Below are 19,794 nucleotides of genomic sequence, written 5' to 3'. Positions count from 1 at the left end.
CACCTCTAAATCGGTGGTTCAAATGTAAATGTGCTGTTCATTTCCGGTCAAAAGTTACTTTTTTATCGTATAGCCCAAAATGAGATGCACTTTTGCATTTCAATCGCTCTAAAATGGTGATTTAGGGAAAATAGAATGCACTTTTGCAGTTGATTCCAGCGGGTCGTCCTTCTTCCCATTCTCCCAAGCCGGATTCCAGACAACCTCCCACAGATGGCCATCGGGGTCTTGGAAATAACCCGAATACCCGCCCCAAAACGTGTCGTGCGCCGGCAGGGTGATGGTGGCGCCAGCCTGTTCGGCTTCCTGCATGATCCGGTCCACTTCTTCCTTGCTGCTTACGTTGTGGCCCAGCGAAAATTCGCTAGGGCTGGCCGCGGTTTGGGGAATTTGCGCATCATGGGCCAGATTTTTGCGGCTGAACAGGGCGAGCCGGATTCCCGACCTCCAGGTCGAAAAACGCCACGGCGCCATGCTCAAACTCCTGTCCGACAATGCCTTCGGTCGGGAAACCCAGACCGTCGCGGTAAAACTTCACCGATTTTTCCAGGTCATCCACGCCGATCGTAATAACTGTAATACGCGGTTTCATATGAATTGAACCTCCCACTATAAAGTAATAACTTCTCCTGTTTTCTCGTTCATTCTCAATATTTCAACTTTGACAGTGTAAGAGATACTGGTGGAGAATATAGTCTACACCACGATTTTCTGTAAGAGCGTAGGCGGGAACAGAGCTTAGGATCTTCTCGTTTCCAAAACTGTAGATAATTGGTTATGATCGCACAATGGATCTCCACATTCCGCCCTTGGGGTTCACCCTCCCATGTCACACTGGGTCTATGCCCTTACATTCCTTCGTTCTACCTCTCAAGGGGTGGATGCCGTTTCTCGCTCCTTTACAGGGTCGTTGCCCTTACGGTGTGTCGTGCGTCGGCTTCTCCGGTGCTTCCGTTGTCTAGTTGTACACATGTGAATAAGCGATATTGCAGGGTGATTGCTTCCTTGACTTTATGCAGCCAATTGTTGCAGCTGGGCTTGCCTAACGGGGCCCATGACATCGTTGGCGTTATACATTCTTTGCTTTGTTCCCAGGGTATAAAGCACCCGTATGAGTTTTCCACATAGGGCAATGAGAGATTGCTTCTTCTTCAGCGGGTTCTGGCTCCGCGTCGTGTAATACCGGTGAAGCGCTTGGAACTCCGGATTCTTTGCAACCAGCGGCATCACCGCTCGGAACAACAGCGCCCGTAGGCGTGATCGCCCTCGCTTGGTTATGCCTGTCTGTCCTTTCCGTATGCCTGAACTGTTTTCCATCAGATTAAGGCCCGCCAGACGAATGATCTGCTGACCGTGATCGTAGTGATTCAGATCTCCAACCTCGGCTAGAAATCCGGCTACGGTCAGAACGCCGATTCCGGGTACAGACAGCATTTCTGTCGTTCCTGGAATGCCCTCCAAAATTCCGGCCACTTGATGCATAATCGTTTCAAGCTGCTCGTTAAACAGGTCAAACTGCGACAGTAGCGTACTTAGTTCCAGCCTGGCGGCAACGATGCCTTCTGTCAGACCGATGGAGACGCTTGCTGCAGCGTAAAGCGCTTCTGCCCGCTTGATTCCAACGCCACGCCTGACTTCCGTCTTCCAATGCGCTAGGACGTCTCTAGCGCCCTTGGCGACGATATCAGCAGGCAACGGGAAGGCTCGCATGGTCATGAACGATGCCTTGCCACTCCAGTTTTTAAACACTTTTGCGTACTCCGGAAAGAATCGATCAAACCAATTGCCGATGCGGCTTTTGACTTGAGTTAGACTGTCCGATACCTTCTCGCGGAGGTTCATCAGGATCCGCAGTTCTGCGAATTCCTTCGTCGGCAACTTCGGTTCGGAGTAATTCCCATCCCGAATGAGTTTTGCGATGACTTTTGCATCCTTGTAGTCACTCTTCGTCGGTGAGTTATCTTCAAGCTCTTTCGACTTATTGACATGATGCGGGTTTACCACTACGACTTGAATCCCTTGATCCTGTAAGAAGGCTGCTAACGGAAACCAGTAGTGTCCAGTAGGCTCGATGCCAAATATGATGTCCGTCTTGCCGTGTGTCTGCCCGAGCTCCTTCATCCACGTCGCCAGCTTCGTCAGCCCTTCCTGGCTATTATGAAACACGCAGTCTTTTCCAAGCTCAATGCCACGGAAATCTACTGCACGAGCCACATGAATCTTCTTGGCGATATCCGCTCCGACGACCAGTGTCGATTCGGTAATTCGTGTAATTCGTTGATTCTTTTTCTGTTTCAGCTTATACTTCATGTAGAGCGTCCTCCTTCAATTAGGGCAGTGAATGGCCACCATTCCGAGACCCAGCATACAGGAGGCGCTTTTTCTTTTCAAGGGGCAAATTACTTCATTACAGGAATGGCTCCTTGTACTATATCGCGGATCGCATAAAGAACCTGGCGGCAGGCCAGGTTCTTCTATTGGCATTTATTTCGTTCGCATTTCCGCCACCGCCGCGGCGAACCGCTCCAGCGCTTCGGTCAGCAGCTCGCGCGTGCAGGCGAGGTTGACGCGCAGGAAACCTTCGCCGTTCCGCCCGTAGAGGGAGCCTTCGGTAAAGGCGACCTTCGCGTCCCTGTACATCAGCTGTTTCAACGCGGCTCCGTCAAGTCCTAAAGCGCGGCAGTCGATCCAGAGCAGGTAGGTTCCCTCCGAGCGGACAGGGGTAAGCATCGGCAGACGCTCGGCCAAGAAACCGACCGCAAAATCCCGGTTGGCCCGGATGTATTCCAACACCGCTTCCAGCCAATCTTCGCTTTCATTATAAGCCGCGATCGTGGCCGAAGGGCCGAAGTAATTCATCGCCCCGATGGCCAAGGCGTCGATCCGGTCGGTGAATTTTTGCCGCAGCTGCGGGTTGGAAATGACGGTGTACGAGCTGGCCAGTCCGGGAATGTTAAACGTTTTGGACGGCGCCAGGCAAGTGATGGTCATGTCCGCATGCTTCGGCGACAACGAGGCGAACGGATAATGGCGGTTGCCGGGGAACACGAGATCGCAATGGATTTCATCCGAAACGACGTTCACCCCGTAGCGGCCGCAAAGCTCTCCCAACCGTTCCAATTCCGCTTTCGTCCAGACTCGTCCGCCGGGATTGTGCGGGTTGCAGAGCAGCATCAGCTTGGCGCCTTGCCGCATCAAGTTTTCCAGATGCCCGTAATCCATCCGGTAGCCGCCGTCCTCCAAAACCAACGGATTTTCGGCCACCTTGCGTCCGTTCTTCACGATCACATCGTAAAAGGGGTTATAAACCGGGGACTGCAAAATCACGTCCTCCCCCGGTTCCGTCAGCGACTGAACGGCGACGCTTAGCGCAGGAACGACCCCGGGAGTATTGGTGATCCAGGAGGCGTTCAGCTGCCACCCGTGACGTCTGCCGAACCAGCTGATAATCGCCTCCAGATATTCCTGAGGTCTAAACGTATATCCGTAGATTCCAAGCTTGGCCCGCTCGGTGACCGCGTCGATCACCGCCGGCGGGCACTTGAAATCCATATCAGCCACCCACAGGGGAAGCACGTCGGGGTCGCCGAACAGCTTTTTGCCGAGATCCCATTTTTCGCAACATGTTCCTTTGCGCTGCGTGCGTTCGTCGAATTGATAGCTCATTTCTGTTAACACCCTTTCCGCTTCGTACACTTCGATGTGATCATTTGCATGCTTACTGCTCTTCGTAGCCGTTGACGATGACTTCCAGTTCCCCTGTCGTCGAATCGATCAGCATCCCGTGAACGGGAACGCCGGCGGGGAGAAGTGGATGTTTTTTGACCAGGTTGACGGTCTGAATGACGCCTTCCTTCTCGTTGTCAACACCGCGCAGCCACTTGTTCAGCTTGATGCCGGAATTTTCCAACGTATTCAGCACGTCTTCGGAAATGCCGCGTTCGCGCATCGATCCGATCATGCGGTCCGAATTGAGCGACGCCATCCCGCATCCGGTATGGCCGACGATATATACTTCCTGGGCATGCAATTCGTAAATCGCCACCAGCAAGCTTCGCATCACGCTGCCGAAGGGATGGGAAATGAGTGCTCCCGCGTTTTTGATCAGCTTGACATCGCCGTTGCGCAGGTTCATCGCTTTCGGAAGCAGCTCCACGAGCCGCGTATCCATACAGGTGACGATGGCCATTTTTTTCTCGGGGAATTTGTCCGTCAAATATTTTTCGTATTCTTTATCGGCGACGAATTGCCGGTTAAACTCCAGGATGTTGTCAAGTTGAGTCATTGGACCCGCCTCCTTAAATAATTTTGGATTACCGCTGGTCGATCAGGCGAATATTCGATTTGTAAAACTGTGATTTGCCGTCAAGCCGGAAGGTTCCGGTCGTTTCCTCGCCGCTTATGGTCAGCTCTTCTTCAAAAAAAACGGCCTGCATCTTATCGATCCAGAAAGGATAAACGTCATTTTCCATAGGGATATCGTAATCGCCCGGCTTGGAGACGATCTGCAGAGCGGGAACCCCGCTCATGCCGCAGCCGCAGTTTTCCGTATCGTACACAATGCGCAGCATGCCCGGTGTTTCGCCCAGAGACGCCGAAATAAGCTTTTCCGCCGCCGGATTAAGAGTCACTTTCATTGCGCCTAAGCCTCCTTTTCGTCTGGAAGTCAAATATCTCAAAAATAAACTATATAAACCCGCCTTAAAATTTGATTATACGGTTTGTTATAAGTATCATCAAGAGTAGCAGTTATTTTAGAGTAAAGGTGGGGATTTCCATGAAACAGGAAACGGCGGAAAAGTGGGAGCTTTTTCGCGGACTTCTGCAAAAAATTCAGAGCTATGATGAGGCGGTCGCGCTGATGAACTGGGATTTGCGCACCGGCGCGCCGAGAAAAGGGGCGGAAACCCGTGCGAGATCGATCGGACTGTTGTCGACGGAAGCGTTCAAAATGGGGACTTCGCCGGAAATGGGCGGGTATCTCGCCTATTTAAGCCAGCCGGCGGTTATGGACGAACTGGACGATACCCAGCGGAGAATGGTGCTGGACGTGAAAGAGGATTATGACCGGAGCGTAAAAATTCCGCCGGAAAAGTTCCAGGCGTACACCGAACTGACGGCGCACGCCGAAACGCTGTGGGAGGATTTCAAGGAAAACGCCGATTTTCAGGGCTTTGAGCCTTACTTAACCCAAATCGTGGAGAAAACCCAGGAATTTATCGACTATTGGGGTCCGAAAGCGACCCGTTACGATACGCTGTTACATATGTATGAACCGGATTTGACCGTGGAGAAGCTGGATCAAGTATTCGGACAGCTGCGCGACCGGCTCGTGCCGCTCGTCGAAGCGGTGACGAACGCGGCGAACAAACCGGAATCGGCGTTTCTGAATCAGCAGTACGACGTAGGTCAGCAGGAGAAGTTCGGCTTGTTCCTGCTGGAGCAAATCGGCTACGATTTCGAGGCGGGACGGGTTGACGAAACGGTTCATCCGTTCGAAACGACGATCAACCACGGCGATGTGCGGATTACGACCAGCTACAAACAGAACGACGTGGCCAGCGCGATTTTCAGCTCGCTGCACGAAGGCGGACACGCGTTATACGAGCAAAACGTGGCCGAGGAGCTCGCCGAAACGCCGCTGGGGCAGGGAACGTCGATGGGCATTCACGAATCGCAATCCCGGTTCTGGGAAAACTTCATCGGCCGCAGCCAGCCATTCTGGAACCGCTATTTTGGCGATTTGCAGCAGCATTTTCCCGAGCAGCTTAAAGGCGTGACGGAAGAGGCGTTTTTCCGGGCGGTAAACCGCGCGGAGAACTCGCTGATCCGGATCGAAGCGGATGAACTGACCTACAACCTGCACATCATCATTCGTTATGAGATCGAGAAGATGCTGTTTAATGAAGGGCTTCCGGTCAGCGAGCTGCCTAAAGTGTGGAATGAGAAGTATCAATCGTACCTCGGCTTAACGCCGCCGGACGACGGGGTCGGCGTGCTGCAGGATGTGCATTGGTCCGGCGGGCTGTTCGGCTACTTCCCTTCCTATGCGCTCGGCAACATGTACGCCGCCCAAATCGCGAACACGCTGCGCAAGGAAATCCCGGAGCTTGACGCCCTGGTGGAGGCCGGCAACTTCCAGCCGATCAAGGAATGGCTGACCGACAAAATCTACAAATACGGCAAAAGCCGCAAGCCGGCGGAGATCATCAAGGCGGTGACCGGGGAAGAGTTGAATCCGGACTATTTGGCCGATTACCTGGAACAAAAATTCAAAAGCATCTACGGGCTGTAAACGGCAGGTAGCCGGACGATGCAAGCCTACAATCCATACTGGCGAAACCTCCAATTTCGTAGTAGCGAAACCTCCAATTCATTTGCGATTGGGGGTTTTTTGCCGATTGGATATATCCAATAGAAATGGAAAATCGTTGGCAAATACAGCCGTCTGATTGGATTTTTTCCAATAGATGTGGCTTGGAAAGCCCCAAAACGGGCGACTTGAGCGAAATCTATTGGATATTCTCCAATGAGAGCTCAAAATTTCGGCCGAATTCCCACAATCTAATTGGATTTTTTCCAATCAAGCCCCGGGATCACTCCGCTCCTTAACCTTTTGCTGGGCAATAGCATACTATTAAGTATCCGGCAAGTTGGAAGGAGAGTGAACGCGGATGATGAAGCGCCGTATGGCATTATGGCTGGCCATCGTGCTGCTGCTTGGCGCGGCTTTAAGCGGCTGCGGCACTGGCGGCCAAACTCAAAAAGTAAAGGTCGGGGAAGTGACCCGTTCCGTTTTTTACGCCCCCCAATACGTCGCCTTTGAAAAAGGCTTTTTTAAGGAAGAAGGGCTCGATGTGGAGCTGCAGACAACTTCGGGCGGAGATAAAACGATGACTGCGCTGCTGTCCGGGGCCGTGGATGTGGCGCTGGTCGGAGCAGAAACGTCGATTTACGTCTATCAGCAGGGCTCGGATGATCCGGTGATCAATTTTGCCCAGCTGACGCAAACGGACGGAACTTTCCTCGTGTCCAGAGAGGATGTCGGCGAATTCGACTGGGACCAATTGAAAGGGAGCGTCTTTCTTGGCCAGCGAAAAGGCGGGATGCCGCAAATGGCCGGCGAGTTCACCCTGCGCAAGCAAGGAATCGACCCCCATCAAGATTTGGAACTGATTCAAAACATCGATTTCGCCAACATCACCGCCGCATTTATCTCGGGCACCGGCCAGTTCGTCCAGTTGTTCGAGCCGCAAGCCTCCATCATCGAGCGGGAAGGCAAGGGCCATGTCGTCGCCTCCTTCGGTACGGAAAGCGGCAAACTGCCCTACACGGTGTTTATGACCAAACAAAGCTATATCAAAGACCACCCGCAAGTGGTACAGAAATTCACCAATGCGATCCATAAAGCGCAGCGCTGGGTCCAGGAGCACACGCCGGAGGAAACGGCCGCAACGATCGCGCCTTTCTTTAAAGACACGGATCAGGCTATTTTAGCCAGCTCCGTCAAGCGTTATCTGGAGCAAGGAACGTATGCCGAAACGCCGGCATTGGCCGAGGATGCCTGGAACAACCTGCTTGACGTGATGGAAAGCGCCGGGGAATTAAACGAACGGGTGGAGCTTGAAAAGCTGGCCGACAACGAGTTTGCCGAAAAAGCGGTACAATCCGCATCCGCAGCCTCCGGCCGGTAAACCGACATTTATAATGCGTGTTCAAATATAGTGCGTGTTCAAAAAGTTCGGTTTTCAGCACTGAAGCCCAAAACGGACTTTTTGAACTACCTTAAAGTGCGTGTTCAAAAAGTCAGCTTTTCAGCACCGAAGCTTATGCTTACGATGTGCGTTTTTTCAAAACGCTTTAGGTTGGATGAAGCTAGGGACGTCAGGAGCGGAGCGTACGTTTTGGGTACGTGAGCACCTGAAATGTTTCCGTAGGAAACATGCTTCGGAAGCATATGCTTGGCCCGGCTGAATTCAAGATTCGACGTCGAGACCACTTCCTGACATACTTCGTGATCAAAAGATGACTTTTTGAACTACCTCTATACACGGAAAAGGAGCGTGAGCGCTTTGTTGCCTGTCTTGGAACTGAAGGACATGGATCTGGTATACGTGACGGATCGGGAAGCCGTGCTAGCCCTGCAAAGGATGAATTTGACCGTGGAATCCGGCGAATTCATCAGCCTGGTCGGTCCCAGCGGATGCGGAAAGACCACGCTGCTCTCCGTAATGGCCGGGCTGCTGGCCCCTTCCCGGGGGGAAGTGCTGCTGCACGGCAAGCCGGTAACCAAACCGACCCCGAAAGTAGGCTATATGCTGCAGCAGGATTATTTGTTCCCGTGGCGGACCATCCTCAGCAATGCCGTGATCGGTCTTGAGCTCACCGGACGCTTGACGCAGGAAACGAGGCAAATGACGCGGGATTTGCTGGCCGAGATGGGGCTTGGCGATACGGCGGGCCTGTACCCCGGCCAATTGTCGGGGGGCATGCGCCAACGGGTGGCGCTCGTGCGGACGCTCGCCACCGATCCGGAAGTGCTGCTGCTCGACGAGCCGTTTTCGGCGCTCGATTATCAGACGAAGCTGCAACTGGAGGACCTCGTCGCCGGCACGCTGAAGCAGCGGAAAAAAACGGGCGTGCTCGTGACGCATGATTTGTCCGAAGCCATCGCCGTCAGCGACCGGGTCATCGTGCTGGCCCCAAAGCCCGGCAGAATCCGGAGCACGTATATCGTTCCGGACAACATCCGTGAGGCCCAGCCGTTTTATGCGCGGGAGGAAGCGGGATTCAATGAATTGTTTCAGGAAATTTGGCGGGATCTCGAAACACCGGAAGAAGGAGGGAAGGCCATTGATGCAGGCGGATGCAACGCGTTTGCCGGATCAGGAACGTTTGCTTAGGGAGAAGTGGAACCAGCACCGCAAGCAAAAGCGCAAAAGAAACCATATGGTGCTGGCGGTCCAAATCTTCCTTTTGCTGCTGTTTATCGGATGGTGGGAGCTTGCCGGCCGGATGAAGTGGATTGATGTGCTTATTTTCAGCTATCCGTCCAAGGTGGCGCAGCAAATATTCAAGGATGCGGCGAGCGGTGAGCTGTGGCCGCACCTGGCGATGACGGTCGGCGAGACGGCGGTCGGATTTTTGCTGGGCACGCTGCTCGGGACGCTGCTCGCCGTGCTGATCTGGTGGTCGCCTTTTCTGTCCAAGGTGCTTGATCCGTACATGGTCGTGTTCAACAGCATGCCGAAGGTAGCGTTAGGGCCGATCTTTATCGTGATGTTTGGGGCGGGCTTCACCGCGATCGTCGTGACGACGCTGTCGATCACCGTGATCGTGACGACGCTGGTCGTGTACAACAGCTTTAACGAAGTTGACGCCAACCTCGTCAAGGTGATCCGCACGTTTGGAGGCCAGCGGCGCGACGTGTTTATGAAGGCGATTTTGCCGGCGTCGTTTCCGACCATCGTCTCGACGTTGAAGGTGAATGTCGGCATGGCCTGGGTCGGCGTCATCGTCGGCGAATTCCTCGTCGCCAAAATCGGGCTCGGTTATTTGATCGTTTACGGGTTTCAGGTGTTTAACTTTACCTTGGTCATCTCCAGCCTGGTCATTATTGCAGTCGTCGCCACGGCGATGTATCAACTGGTCGTGTATATCGAAAGGAAGCTGGTTCGGGAGCGGTAACGCTCCTTTTTCGTTTTTGCGGGATTGTAAGCCGGCGTGAAATCAAGTAGGATATTTTCATACAATCGACAATAAGCGGCAAATCCATACATAAGGGTGGTCTTCATGCGCATTGTAAAAACGGCAATTGCAACGCTGCTCGCGATTTTGATCGCGGAATTTACCGGGGTGGACGGAGCGCTATCCGCAGGCCTGCTGGCCATTCTCGGGGTGGACGTGACCCGCAAACGCAGCCTGGTGACGATCTCGGCGCGCTTTTTCGCCTCGATTCTGGGGCTGATCTTGGCCTTTATTCTGTTTCACGTGCTGGGATTCCATATTTGGGTGCTGGCGATTTACATTTTGATCGCTTTCCCGCTGATTACGAAAGCCCGCTTTAAAGAAGGCATCGTGACCAGCTCGGTCGTCGTGTTCCGGGTGTTTGGCGGGGAGGAGATTTCCTGGCAGGTCATGCTGACCCAGGTGGAACTGTTGATCATCGGCCTTGGCTCGGCGCTGCTGGTCAATTTCCTGTACATGCCGAAAACGGAGGAGAAGCTTCTGGATATCCGGCGGCAGGTGGACGGACGTTTTTCCGTCATTTTTCAGCAGATCGCCGCCTCGCTGCGCGACCCGTATCATCTATGGGACGGCAAAGAGCTGACGGAAGCGGCGAAGCTCGTGGATGAAGGCTTGTCCGCCGCGAAGCGCGCCCTGGAGAATCAGATGATTTATCCGAACGAGGCCTGGACGGTCTATTTCTATATGCGCAAACAGCAACTGGACCGGATCGAAGGCATGATGGAATTGATATCGCAAGTGTACCAGCGGATGCCGCAAGGAGAATTTGCCGCCCTGCTGTTCGACCGTCTGAGCATTGACGTAGGTCAAGAGGAATATACCGGTATTACCGAACAGATGCTGGCCGAGCTGGAGCAGCAGTTCAAAACGATGGAGCTGCCGTCGACCCGCGAGGAATTTGAAATCCGTTCGGCGATATTGCAGCTGTGCCGCGAGCTATCTTTATATCTCGAAGTTTCGAAAAAAAGCAAGGCGCCGGCCCCCTTGAAAGCGGCCGGACGCAAGAAAACGTTGTTGGGCCGCTAATTTCCCCTGCTTCTTTCTTCCTTAAAACTAGCGGCATTTACATATACTGCGCTAATAAAAGCAGCAATAATATTTTTTATTTATCTCTGCATATTCAACATTCGCCTATGTCCTGCATACACTTAAGTGAATGATGTATGGAGGAGGTACTAACATGTCATTGAAATATCAAAGTAGAGAGGTCATTACGAAAGCGATCTGCGGCAAAGGTCGTAAGTTCTCTACCGTAACACATACCGTGACTCCACCGCACAAACCGTCCAGCATTCTGGGGGCCTGGATCATCAATCACCAGTACGAGGCGGTCGCGGCGGGAGACGGAATTGAAGTTATTGGTACTTACGATATCAACATCTGGTATTCCTACGATAGAAATTCACAAACCGAGGTCGCCAAGGAAACCGTATCTTACGTCGAGAATGTGCCGCTGAACTACCTGGATGCAAGACACCGCGCCTCGACGGTCGAGGTTTCCGCGGAAGCCACGCAGGAACCAAGCACCGTGGAGGCCAACGTGACGGGAGACGGCCGCGTCCTGATCCGGGTGGAGCGCGAATTCGCGGTGGAGCTGATCGCCGAAACGAAGCTGAACGTCCTTGTCGTGCCGGGCGGTGTTGATGACAAGGATTATGATTTCGGCTCCGAGCTGGAGGACTACGAAGATTTGGATCCCGATCTCCTCGACGACGAACTGTAATTTTGCCTTATCCCATCGGATGTTGAGCACCAGGTGTTCGGGCTACAATGTAGCATATGCAGCAGGGGCGTCGTCGAAGAGGGCGGCCGCCCTCTTTTTGTGGAAATTTTTTCGATAAGCCGAAGGAGACGGGAGATGCGGGCCGTGAACAAGGAAAAGAATATCGTGCTTAAAATCCGCGTCGCTTCCGAAGAAGCCAAAACGCGTCTGAAGCATGCTTTGGAGCGAACCAGCGCTCGTTATCAAGTGATTCGCCCGCTGGGGACGGAGCGTACGGAAGGGCTTCGCGGCAAACGGAAAACCCGCGTAGAACGCCGCAGCGCTTGGATTCATTACGGACCGGAGGAGGCGTACTGGGGCGGTGTCGTGCAGGAGATCGTCATCAATCGTTCCTTCGCTGGATCGCCGGGCCGTACGCCGGAAGATGCGCGCCGCCGCTTGGCGGCAGCCGGAATCAGCGTCTCGGAAGCGCTGCAGCCGGTATATTCGGCTTCCGGCATGGAGCTGCCGCCCCGCCGGTTTAAACGGCGGTACGCGGTGAACGTCTTTCATCTGCGCGCCCTGGAGGCCCGGCTGCTGGGCCGGACCGGACATGCGCTGCAGTTCCCCGCGAACCGGTTGGATCCCGGCTCTCCGCTCTGGAAACGGCTGGAGTCCACGGCGGTCCGGGCTTTGTACGCGCTGGGGCTGGATTTGGGAGAAGTCGTGATATCGGCCGGAGAAGAAGGCCGGTTTACGGTGGAAGCCATCTCCCTCGCGCCGGAGGTGCCCGACCCGCGGCAGGCCGGCTTGTACGCCCAGGCGATCCGCGAAACGATGGAAGAGCTGGAGCAAGCCTGCGAAGCCCCGCAGGACCCGCTGATCGGGATGGACCCCGAATTTTTGCTGGTGAATCGCGCCACCGGCAAAGTGATCCCGGCTTCGCGCTACCTCAGCCTCTATGGCGCCGCCGGCTGCGACGTGCTGCGTTACCGCGGGCGCCGCATGTTTCCGCTCGCCGAGCTGCGGCCGAAGCCGGGGCATGATCCGCGCGAGACCATCGTTCACCTGATGCGCGCCTTTCGCGCGGCGGGCGAAGCGATCGATGACCGGGAGCTTGTCTGGCAGGCCGGAGCCATGCCGCAGCGAGGGTTTCCGCTCGGCGGACATCTCCACTTCAGCGGCGTTCCGCTGACGAGCGAGCTGCTGCGGGCCTTTGACAACTATTTGGCGCTCCCGCTTGCGGTGCTGGAGGATGGCCGCAGCCATCGCCGCCGTCCGCGCTACGGGTTTCTCGGCGATGTCCGCCGCAAGGATTACGGCGGTTTCGAGTACCGGACGCTGCCCAGCTTTTTGATTTCCCCGCTGGTGGCCAAAGGGGCCGTCGCTTTGGCCCGCCTCATCGCCGAAAACGCCGGACAGCTCAATCGCAGGCCGTTGGAGAAGACGGATATTTTCACCGCGTTTTACGCCGGCCGGCAGCAGGAGCTGCGGTCCGTTTTGCCCTCGCTGATTCAAGATATCCAAGCCGCCGCCGCTTACCCCCGCTACGAAAGTTATATCGCTCCCCTGCTGGAAGCGGTTCTGTCCGGTCGAACCTGGGACGAAAGCGCCGACATCCGGCCTTTATGGAATTTGCAAATTCGTTCGTAACCCCTCCCCGCCTTTCTCTGGTATAATAGAATTCTACGCATGACATGAAAATAGAGGCAAATCTGGAGGGGAATCATGGCTACATACACGCCGATGATCGAACAATATTTGCGGGTCAAGGCGGAGGCGCAGGACGCGTTTCTGTTTTTCCGGCTGGGCGACTTTTACGAAATGTTTTTTGACGATGCGATTTTGGCGGCCAAGGAGCTGGAAATTACGTTGACCGGCCGGGATGGGGGAGCCGACGAGAAAATACCGATGTGCGGCGTTCCTTACCATTCGGCGGAAAGCTATATCCAGCGGCTGATCGAAAAAGGATATAAGGTAGCGATTTGCGAGCAGACCGAAGATCCCGCCCAGGCCAAGGGGGTCGTCAAACGCGAGATCGTGCGGGTGATCACCCCGGGCACGATCATGGAAGGAAAAACGGTTAGCGATAAAGTCAACAATTACATAGTTTGCGTAACCGAACGTCAGGGGCAGATGGCCTTGTCCGCCTGCGACCTGTCGACGGGCGCCCTGTACGCCACCTCGTCGCCAGCGAGCAAGGAATGGCTGCGCGACGAATTGGGACTGTACGATCCGGCGGAAATCATCGGAGACGCCGCGCTGCTCGAATGGATTAAGGAGCAAGCGGCCCCGCTCGGCAAGCCGGTCGTGTATACCCCGTGGACCAGGGCCAAGGAGGATGCCGGCCGGACGCAGTTCGGCGAAGCGGAATGGATCCGCCTGGAGCCCGAACGCCGGGAAAACATCGCCCTGCTGGTCGGGTACTTAAGCGAAACGCAAAAGCGCTCGCTGGGGCAATTGACGAAGATTTCCACGTATGAGCCCGAGCAATTTATGATTCTCGATCCGTTTACCCGCCGCAATCTCGAGCTGATGGAAACGGTGCGGGAACGCTCCAAAAAAGGCTCTCTGCTATGGCTGCTGGACCGGACGGAAACGTCGATGGGTTCGCGTCTGCTGCGGCGCTGGATCGACAAGCCTTTGCTGCAGCGCGCGCGCATCGAGGAGCGGCTCGAAGCGGTTGAGCATCTGCACGGCGGGTTTATTTTGCGCGAGGATTTGCGCGGTTCGCTGCTAAACATTTACGACTTGGAGCGGCTCGTCGGCAAAGTGGCGTTTGGCAGCGCCAACGGGCGGGATATGGTCGCGCTGAAAACCTCGCTGCGCCAGGTGCCGGCGATCAAGGAACTGTGCATGAGCGCGGATTCGTCCACGCTGCGGCGGCTCGCGGGAACGATGGACGAATGCGCGGATCTGGCCGGCATGATCGACGCGGCGATCGCCGACGATCCGCCGGTATCGGTGCGGGAAGGCGGGATCATTAAGGCCGGCTATCATTCGCGGTTGGACGAGCTCAGGGAAGCCGGCGTGAACGGCAAGCGCTGGATCGCCGAGCTTGAGGCTGCCGAACGGCAGGCGACCGGGATCAAGTCGCTGAAGATCGGCTACAACAAAGTGTTCGGCTATTATATCGAGGTTACGCGGGCGAACCTGTCCGCGCTCCCGGAAGGCCGGTACGAACGGAAGCAAACGCTGGCCAACGCCGAACGGTTTGTGACCCCCGAGCTGAAGGAGAAAGAAGCGCTGATCCTGGAGGCCGAGGAAAAAATGGTCGATTTGGAGTATGCGCTGTTCAGCGAGCTGCGGGAGAAAATCGCCGCGGAAATCCCCCGGCTGCAGCAGCTGGCGGAACGGATCGCCGAAATCGACGTGCTGCGCTCGCTGGCGGCGGTCGCGGCGGAGAACCGCTTTGTGAAGCCGGCGCTGACCGACGGGTATAACCTGATTGTGGAGCAGGGCCGCCATCCGGTGGTGGAATCCGTCATGACGGATACGGCGTTTATCGCCAACGGCACCGCCTTGCGCAAAGAGGAAGCGAGCATCCTCTTAATCACCGGGCCGAACATGGCCGGGAAAAGCACGTACATGCGTCAGGTGGCGCTGATTTCGATTTTGGCGCAAATCGGCAGCTTCGTGCCCGCGGCCAAAGCGGAAATTCCGCTGGTCGACCGCATTTTCACGCGGATCGGGGCGGCGGACGATCTGATCGGCGGCCAGAGCACCTTTATGGTCGAAATGGCCGACATTCAGATCATGACCGAAAAAGCGACGCCGCGCAGCTTGATCATCATCGATGAATTGGGCCGGGGAACGTCCACCAGCGAGGGGATGGCCATCGCCCAGGCGGTGATCGAATACGTGCATAACAAAATCGGCTGCAAAGCGCTGGTGTCCACGCATTTTCACGAGCTGGCCCATCTGGAGCACAGCCTCGTGTCCTTGCGCAATTACAGCATGGCCGTGCAGGAGAGCGGAGACAAAGTCCATTTCCTGCGCAAGCTGATCGCAGGGGCGGCGGATACAAGTTACGGCATCTACTGCGCCCGTTTGGCCGGGCTGCCGGAGGAAATCATCGGCCGCGCGTATGGGCTGCTTCAGGATCTGGAGCAAAAGGCGTCGCTGTCCGGCGGTACGGGAGCGAAGGCGGATGCGGGGGAAGAGGCGTCTCAGGCCGCAGAAGGACCAAGAGGGGAAGCCGCCGGGGCGTACGCCCCGGCAGAGCAAGAGGCGGCGGCCGCGCGGTATTCCTCCAAGGACGAGCCTGTAGTTAAGGAGGAAGTCGTACAGCTGTCCATCTTCGGGGACGAAACGCCGCCGAAGAAAGCAAAGCCGGCCGCCGAGGACCCTGGGTCCCGGCAGATCATTAACATGCTTAAAAATGCCGATCTGATGAATATGACACCGCTGCAGGCGATGCAGCTTGTGAATGACCTAAAGATGAAAGCCAAAGACATGTAGCCGAGAAATGAACGGAAACGGCAAGACGGGAGGGAAAACGAATGGCAAAAATCGTAGTACTGGACGAGCATATCGCCAACCAGATCGCGGCGGGCGAGGTGGTGGAGCGGCCGGCTTCGGTCGTCAAGGAATTGGTCGAAAACGCCGTCGACGCCGGGGCGACGAACATCGAAGTCACAGTGGAAGAAGGCGGGCTCGAGCTTATCCGGGTGACGGACAACGGCGCCGGCATCGCGCCGGAGGACTGCGAGACGGCGTTTTACCGGCATGCGACGAGCAAAATCACGTCAGGCCGCGATCTGTTTCAAATCCGCAGCCTCGGATTCCGCGGCGAGGCGCTGCCGAGTATCGCCGCCGTCGCCAAAGTCAAGCTGGTCTCCTCCAGCGATGACACCGGGCTCGGCCGGCAGATCGTGATCGAAGGCGGAACGCTGAAGGAAAATGGAGAGACTGCCGCGCCCCAAGGCACGGATATTACAGTCCGGGAATTATTTTACAATACTCCGGCAAGGCTGAAATATATGAAAACGATCCAGACGGAGCTTGGACATATTTCGGATTGTTTGTACCGGCAGGCGTTGGCCCACCCGAACATCGCTTTTACGCTGCGGCATAACGGCAACACGCTGCTGCAGAGCCCGGGCGGCGGCGACTTGCTGCAAGTGATCGCCGCGATCTACGGCGTGAACACGTCGAAAGGAATGGTGCCGATCGAAGCCGAGGACTTGGATTACCGGATTACGGGCTACATCGGCCGCCCCGATTTAGCGCGGTCGAACCGCGGCGGGATGTCCACGATCGTGAACGGCCGCTACATCCGCAATCAGGGGCTGCATCAGGCGATTTTGAGAGCCTACCATACGCTGCTGCCGATCAACCGCTATCCGCTGGTCGTGCTGATGCTGGACATGCATCCGTCGCTGGTGGACGTAAACGTGCATCCGGCAAAACTGGAGGTGCGCTTCAGCAAGGAGCCGGAGCTGAACGGGTTCGTGGAAAGCAGCATCCGCAGCGTACTGAACGGTTTGGTGCTGATCCCGCAGGTCGTGCGGCAACAGATCGGCCGAGGATCCAGCAAAGCGGTGATCCAGGAGCAGTTTCACTTCCCCGCGCCGGGTGCTGGCGCGGGAGAAGCCGCCGCCGGGCAGCAGGGTGCGGCGGGTCCGGATGGCGGCGCGTTCGCCGAAGGCGCCGCCGGCGGCCCGCTTCCGGGCGGCGGCTCGGCCGCCCGGACCGCGGGCCCGGGCGCTCCCGCAGCGGCCGCAGGCATGACGCTGCGGGAGCGGGGCCTTGCCGGCGCCGAAGCGTACGGCGCCGCGCAGCCCGAAGCGGCGCTGGCGCAACGCCAGGCGCCGCCGCAAACCCCGGCCAAGCCCCCGCAAAGCGGGCTTGGCCGGGACAGCGCCGCCGCGGCCGCGTATGGCGGCGGCCTAGCGGCGCAGCAGCCGCTCCCGCCCGAGCGGCTGCAGGAGATGCCGGAAGCGCTGTACGGCGCGCCTGCGGCGGCGCCGGAGCTTCCGGCCTTCCCGGAGCTGTCCCTGATCGGACAGCATCACGGCACATACCTCATCGCCCAGAACGAAGAGGGCTTGTATTTGATCGACCAGCACGCCGCGCATGAGCGGGTGAATTACGAATATTATTACGAAAAATTCGGCCATCCGGCGGACGCCTCGCAAGAGCTGCTGATCCCGATTACGCTGGAATTTACGCCCTCGGACAGCGCCAAGCTGAAGGAGCGGCTGCACTGGTTCGAACAGGCTGGCGTCATCCTGGAGCATTTTGGCGGGGGCACGTTCCGCGTCGTCTCCCATCCTTACTGGTTCCCGCAAGGGGAGGAAGCCGAGATCATCCAGGAGATGGCGGAATGGGTGCTGCACGAGCGCGCCATCGACCTCGCCAAGCTGCGCGAGGCCTCATCCACGATGGTGTCCTGCAAAGCTTCGATTAAAGCGAACCAGAAGCTGACACCGGAGGAGGCGAACACGCTGATCCGCCGCTTAGGGGCTTGCAAACAGCCGTACACCTGCCCGCACGGGAGACCGATCATCGTCTCGTTTACGACGTACGATCTGGAAAAGCTGTTTAAGCGGGTGATGTGAGCGGCGTGAACGGAGGAATTTCATCATGTTAATTACTACGGGGGACCGCGAAACTCCCGCCGTGCTTCAGCGAGCGCAAGACCTGGCGGTGCTGACCGGGGCAACCCGTGTCCCGCGCCGCCGGACATCGCTGGCCAAGCTGGCCGAACGCTACGGGGACGGCGACATTCTGGTCATCATGGAACAGGGTGTCCGGCTCCACCGGTCCGGGCAGGAGCCGCTGACGTTCCATCCCAGCATGGGTTTTGTCCGTGCGAAACGGCTGCTTAGAGGCGAAAGCGACGCCATGCTGGAGGCGGCCCGAGCCGCTCCCGGCGACTTCATCATCGACGGCACGGCCGGCCTCGGCTCCGACGCGAGCATGTTCGCCCTCGCCGCCGGTCCCGGGGGACGGGTGCTGGCGCTGGAGGACTCGTTTCCGCTTTGGGCGCTGCTGCACGAGGGGCTAAAGCACTATGTCTCCGGGCAGCCGGAGTTTGACGCCGCATTGCGGCGCATCGAAACGAAACGCGCCAACCATTTGGAGGTTTTGCGGAGCATGCCCGACAAAAGCGCGGACATTGTTTATTTCGATCCGATGTTCCGGCATCCGATCGAGGATTCTTCCTCGATTTCGCCGCTGCGGACCTTTGCCAACGCGGGCCGCCTCAGTCCGGAAGCGGTGAAGGAAGCGTGCCGGATCGCCCGGAAAACGGTCGTCATGAAGGAGCAAAAAGAGAGCGGCGAATTTGCCCGGCTCGGTTTTGACGCGAGCGCCCGCGCCCATACCAAAATAACTTACGGAGTGATCACGCTTGACCATAAATAAGAAACCGCGGCTGCTGGTGCTCGTCGGCCCGACAGCGGTCGGCAAAACGAAGCTTAGCGTCGAAATCGCCAAAGCGTTTTCCTGCGAAGTGATTTCCGGCGATTCGATGCAGGTGTACCGGGGCATGGACATCGGCACGGCCAAAATCATTCCGGCGGAGATGGAGGGCGTCCCCCATCATTTGATCGATGTGCTGGAGCCGGACGAGCCTTTTTCCGCCGCCCAATTTCAGGAGTGGTGCCGCAAGCTGATCCCGGAGATCGAAAGCCGCGGACATTTGCCTTTTATCGTCGGGGGGACGGGGCTTTATATCGAGTCCGTCTGCTATGAATTCCAATTTACGGAAGCCGCGGCCGATGAGGCGTTCCGCGCCGCGGAGCTGGCTTACGCCGAACAGCACGGCGCGGAGGCGCTGCACGCCAAGCTGGCGGCCATCGACCCCAAATCCGCCGCCCGTCTGCATCCGAACGATATGCGGCGGGTGATTCGCGCTTTGGAAATTCATCATCTGACGGGAACGACCTTGTCGGAGCAATTGGAGAAACAAATGAAGGAGTCCCCGTACGATTTGTGCGTCATCGGTTTGACAATGGACCGGCAAATGCTTTATAACCGTATTGAACGGAGAATTGACGAAATGCTGCGGCTTGGTCTTGTGGATGAGGTGCGCCGCCTGCTTCGTCAGGGGTATTCCCGGGAACTCGTGTCCATGCAGGGGCTTGGCTACAAGGAAATCGCCGAACACCTGGAGGACGGCGTTCCGCTGCCGGAAGCCGTGGAGAAACTAAAGAGGGATACGCGGCGTTTCGCCAAGAGGCAGCTCTCCTGGTTCAGGCACATGAAGGAGATCGCCTGGATCGATGCGGGGAGCGGCGAAAATTTTTCCGGGATTTTGGCGGCGGCCCATGCTATAATAGCAGGAAAGTTTCCCGCTGATCTTGAATATAATTCAAAACACTAATTGATTCCTATTG

General features: G+C 56.7%; 15 protein-coding genes and 1 pseudogene. 11 read left to right on the top strand and 5 right to left on the bottom strand.

What is annotated here, in order from left to right:
* Positions 1-180: 180 nt before the first annotated feature.
* The 5 genes and pseudogenes from EHV15_RS25795 to EHV15_RS25775 form a co-directional block, all read right to left on the bottom strand.
* Positions 181-592: pseudogene (locus tag EHV15_RS25795) on the bottom strand (VOC family protein); the annotation flags it as partial.
* A gap of 419 nt (positions 593-1,011) precedes the next feature.
* Positions 1,012-2,310 (bottom strand): IS110 family RNA-guided transposase, encoded by a 1,299-nt coding sequence (locus tag EHV15_RS25790; RefSeq protein ID WP_128631682.1) that lies wholly within the window; start codon positions 2,308-2,310, stop codon positions 1,012-1,014.
* Between the two features lie 174 nt (positions 2,311-2,484).
* Positions 2,485-3,666: a MalY/PatB family protein gene (locus tag EHV15_RS25785; RefSeq protein ID WP_128633754.1), complete on the bottom strand. Its 1,182-nt coding sequence runs from the start codon at positions 3,664-3,666 to the stop codon at positions 2,485-2,487.
* A gap of 52 nt (positions 3,667-3,718) precedes the next feature.
* Positions 3,719-4,285, bottom strand: coding sequence for a beta-class carbonic anhydrase (locus EHV15_RS25780; protein ID WP_128633753.1), 567 nt, complete (start codon positions 4,283-4,285; stop codon positions 3,719-3,721).
* A 28-nt stretch (positions 4,286-4,313) separates the two neighbouring features.
* On the bottom strand, positions 4,314-4,637 hold the full coding sequence (locus EHV15_RS25775; protein WP_128633752.1) for an iron-sulfur cluster biosynthesis family protein: 324 nt from the start codon (positions 4,635-4,637) through the stop codon (positions 4,314-4,316).
* Positions 4,638-4,777: 140 nt separating this feature from the next.
* Between EHV15_RS25775 and EHV15_RS25770 the strand changes: the two genes are divergently transcribed.
* The 11 genes from EHV15_RS25770 to miaA all read left to right on the top strand — a co-directional run bounded on the left by EHV15_RS25770 (position 4,778) and on the right by miaA (position 19,781).
* Complete coding sequence (locus tag EHV15_RS25770; RefSeq protein WP_128633751.1) at positions 4,778-6,295, top strand: carboxypeptidase M32; 1,518 nt, start codon at positions 4,778-4,780, stop codon at positions 6,293-6,295.
* Positions 6,296-6,677: 382 nt separating this feature from the next.
* A complete protein-coding gene (locus tag EHV15_RS25765; RefSeq protein WP_128635536.1) occupies positions 6,678-7,694 on the top strand; it encodes an ABC transporter substrate-binding protein in 1,017 nt (338 codons plus the stop codon).
* A 405-nt stretch (positions 7,695-8,099) separates the two neighbouring features.
* A complete protein-coding gene (locus EHV15_RS25760; RefSeq protein ID WP_425464488.1) occupies positions 8,100-8,903 on the top strand; it encodes an ABC transporter ATP-binding protein in 804 nt (267 codons plus the stop codon).
* Positions 8,857-9,687: an ABC transporter permease gene (locus EHV15_RS25755; RefSeq protein ID WP_128635534.1), complete on the top strand. Its 831-nt coding sequence runs from the start codon at positions 8,857-8,859 to the stop codon at positions 9,685-9,687. The genes EHV15_RS25760 and EHV15_RS25755 overlap by 47 nt, the downstream gene beginning before the upstream one ends.
* 105 nt (positions 9,688-9,792) lie before the next feature.
* Positions 9,793-10,773 (top strand): aromatic acid exporter family protein, encoded by a 981-nt coding sequence (locus EHV15_RS25750; protein WP_128633750.1) that lies wholly within the window; start codon positions 9,793-9,795, stop codon positions 10,771-10,773.
* Positions 10,774-10,927: 154 nt separating this feature from the next.
* Entirely contained in the window at positions 10,928-11,470 is a 543-nt protein-coding gene (cotE, locus tag EHV15_RS25745; protein WP_128633749.1) for an outer spore coat protein CotE, read from the top strand.
* A 144-nt stretch (positions 11,471-11,614) separates the two neighbouring features.
* A complete protein-coding gene (locus EHV15_RS25740) occupies positions 11,615-13,102 on the top strand; it encodes a putative amidoligase domain-containing protein (protein WP_246061779.1) in 1,488 nt (495 codons plus the stop codon).
* A gap of 75 nt (positions 13,103-13,177) precedes the next feature.
* A complete protein-coding gene (mutS, locus tag EHV15_RS25735) occupies positions 13,178-15,910 on the top strand; it encodes a DNA mismatch repair protein MutS (RefSeq protein ID WP_128633747.1) in 2,733 nt (910 codons plus the stop codon).
* Between the two features lie 41 nt (positions 15,911-15,951).
* Complete coding sequence (mutL, locus tag EHV15_RS25730; RefSeq protein ID WP_128633746.1) at positions 15,952-18,012, top strand: DNA mismatch repair endonuclease MutL; 2,061 nt, start codon at positions 15,952-15,954, stop codon at positions 18,010-18,012.
* Between the two features lie 25 nt (positions 18,013-18,037).
* Positions 18,038-18,820, top strand: a complete 783-nt coding sequence (locus EHV15_RS25725; RefSeq protein WP_128633745.1) for a class I SAM-dependent methyltransferase — start codon at positions 18,038-18,040, stop codon at positions 18,818-18,820.
* Positions 18,807-19,781, top strand: a complete 975-nt coding sequence (gene miaA / locus EHV15_RS25720) for a tRNA (adenosine(37)-N6)-dimethylallyltransferase MiaA (RefSeq protein ID WP_128633744.1) — start codon at positions 18,807-18,809, stop codon at positions 19,779-19,781. Before EHV15_RS25725 ends, miaA begins: the two co-directional genes overlap by 14 nt.
* Positions 19,782-19,794 lie beyond the last annotated feature (13 nt).

It is taken from the genome of Paenibacillus oralis (genome assembly GCF_003863965.1).
GTDB classification, from domain to species: domain Bacteria; phylum Bacillota; class Bacilli; order Paenibacillales; family Paenibacillaceae; genus Fontibacillus; species Fontibacillus oralis.
Note: the sequence above shows the minus strand (reverse complement) of the source record. Positions and strands in the feature narration are given on the sequence as shown.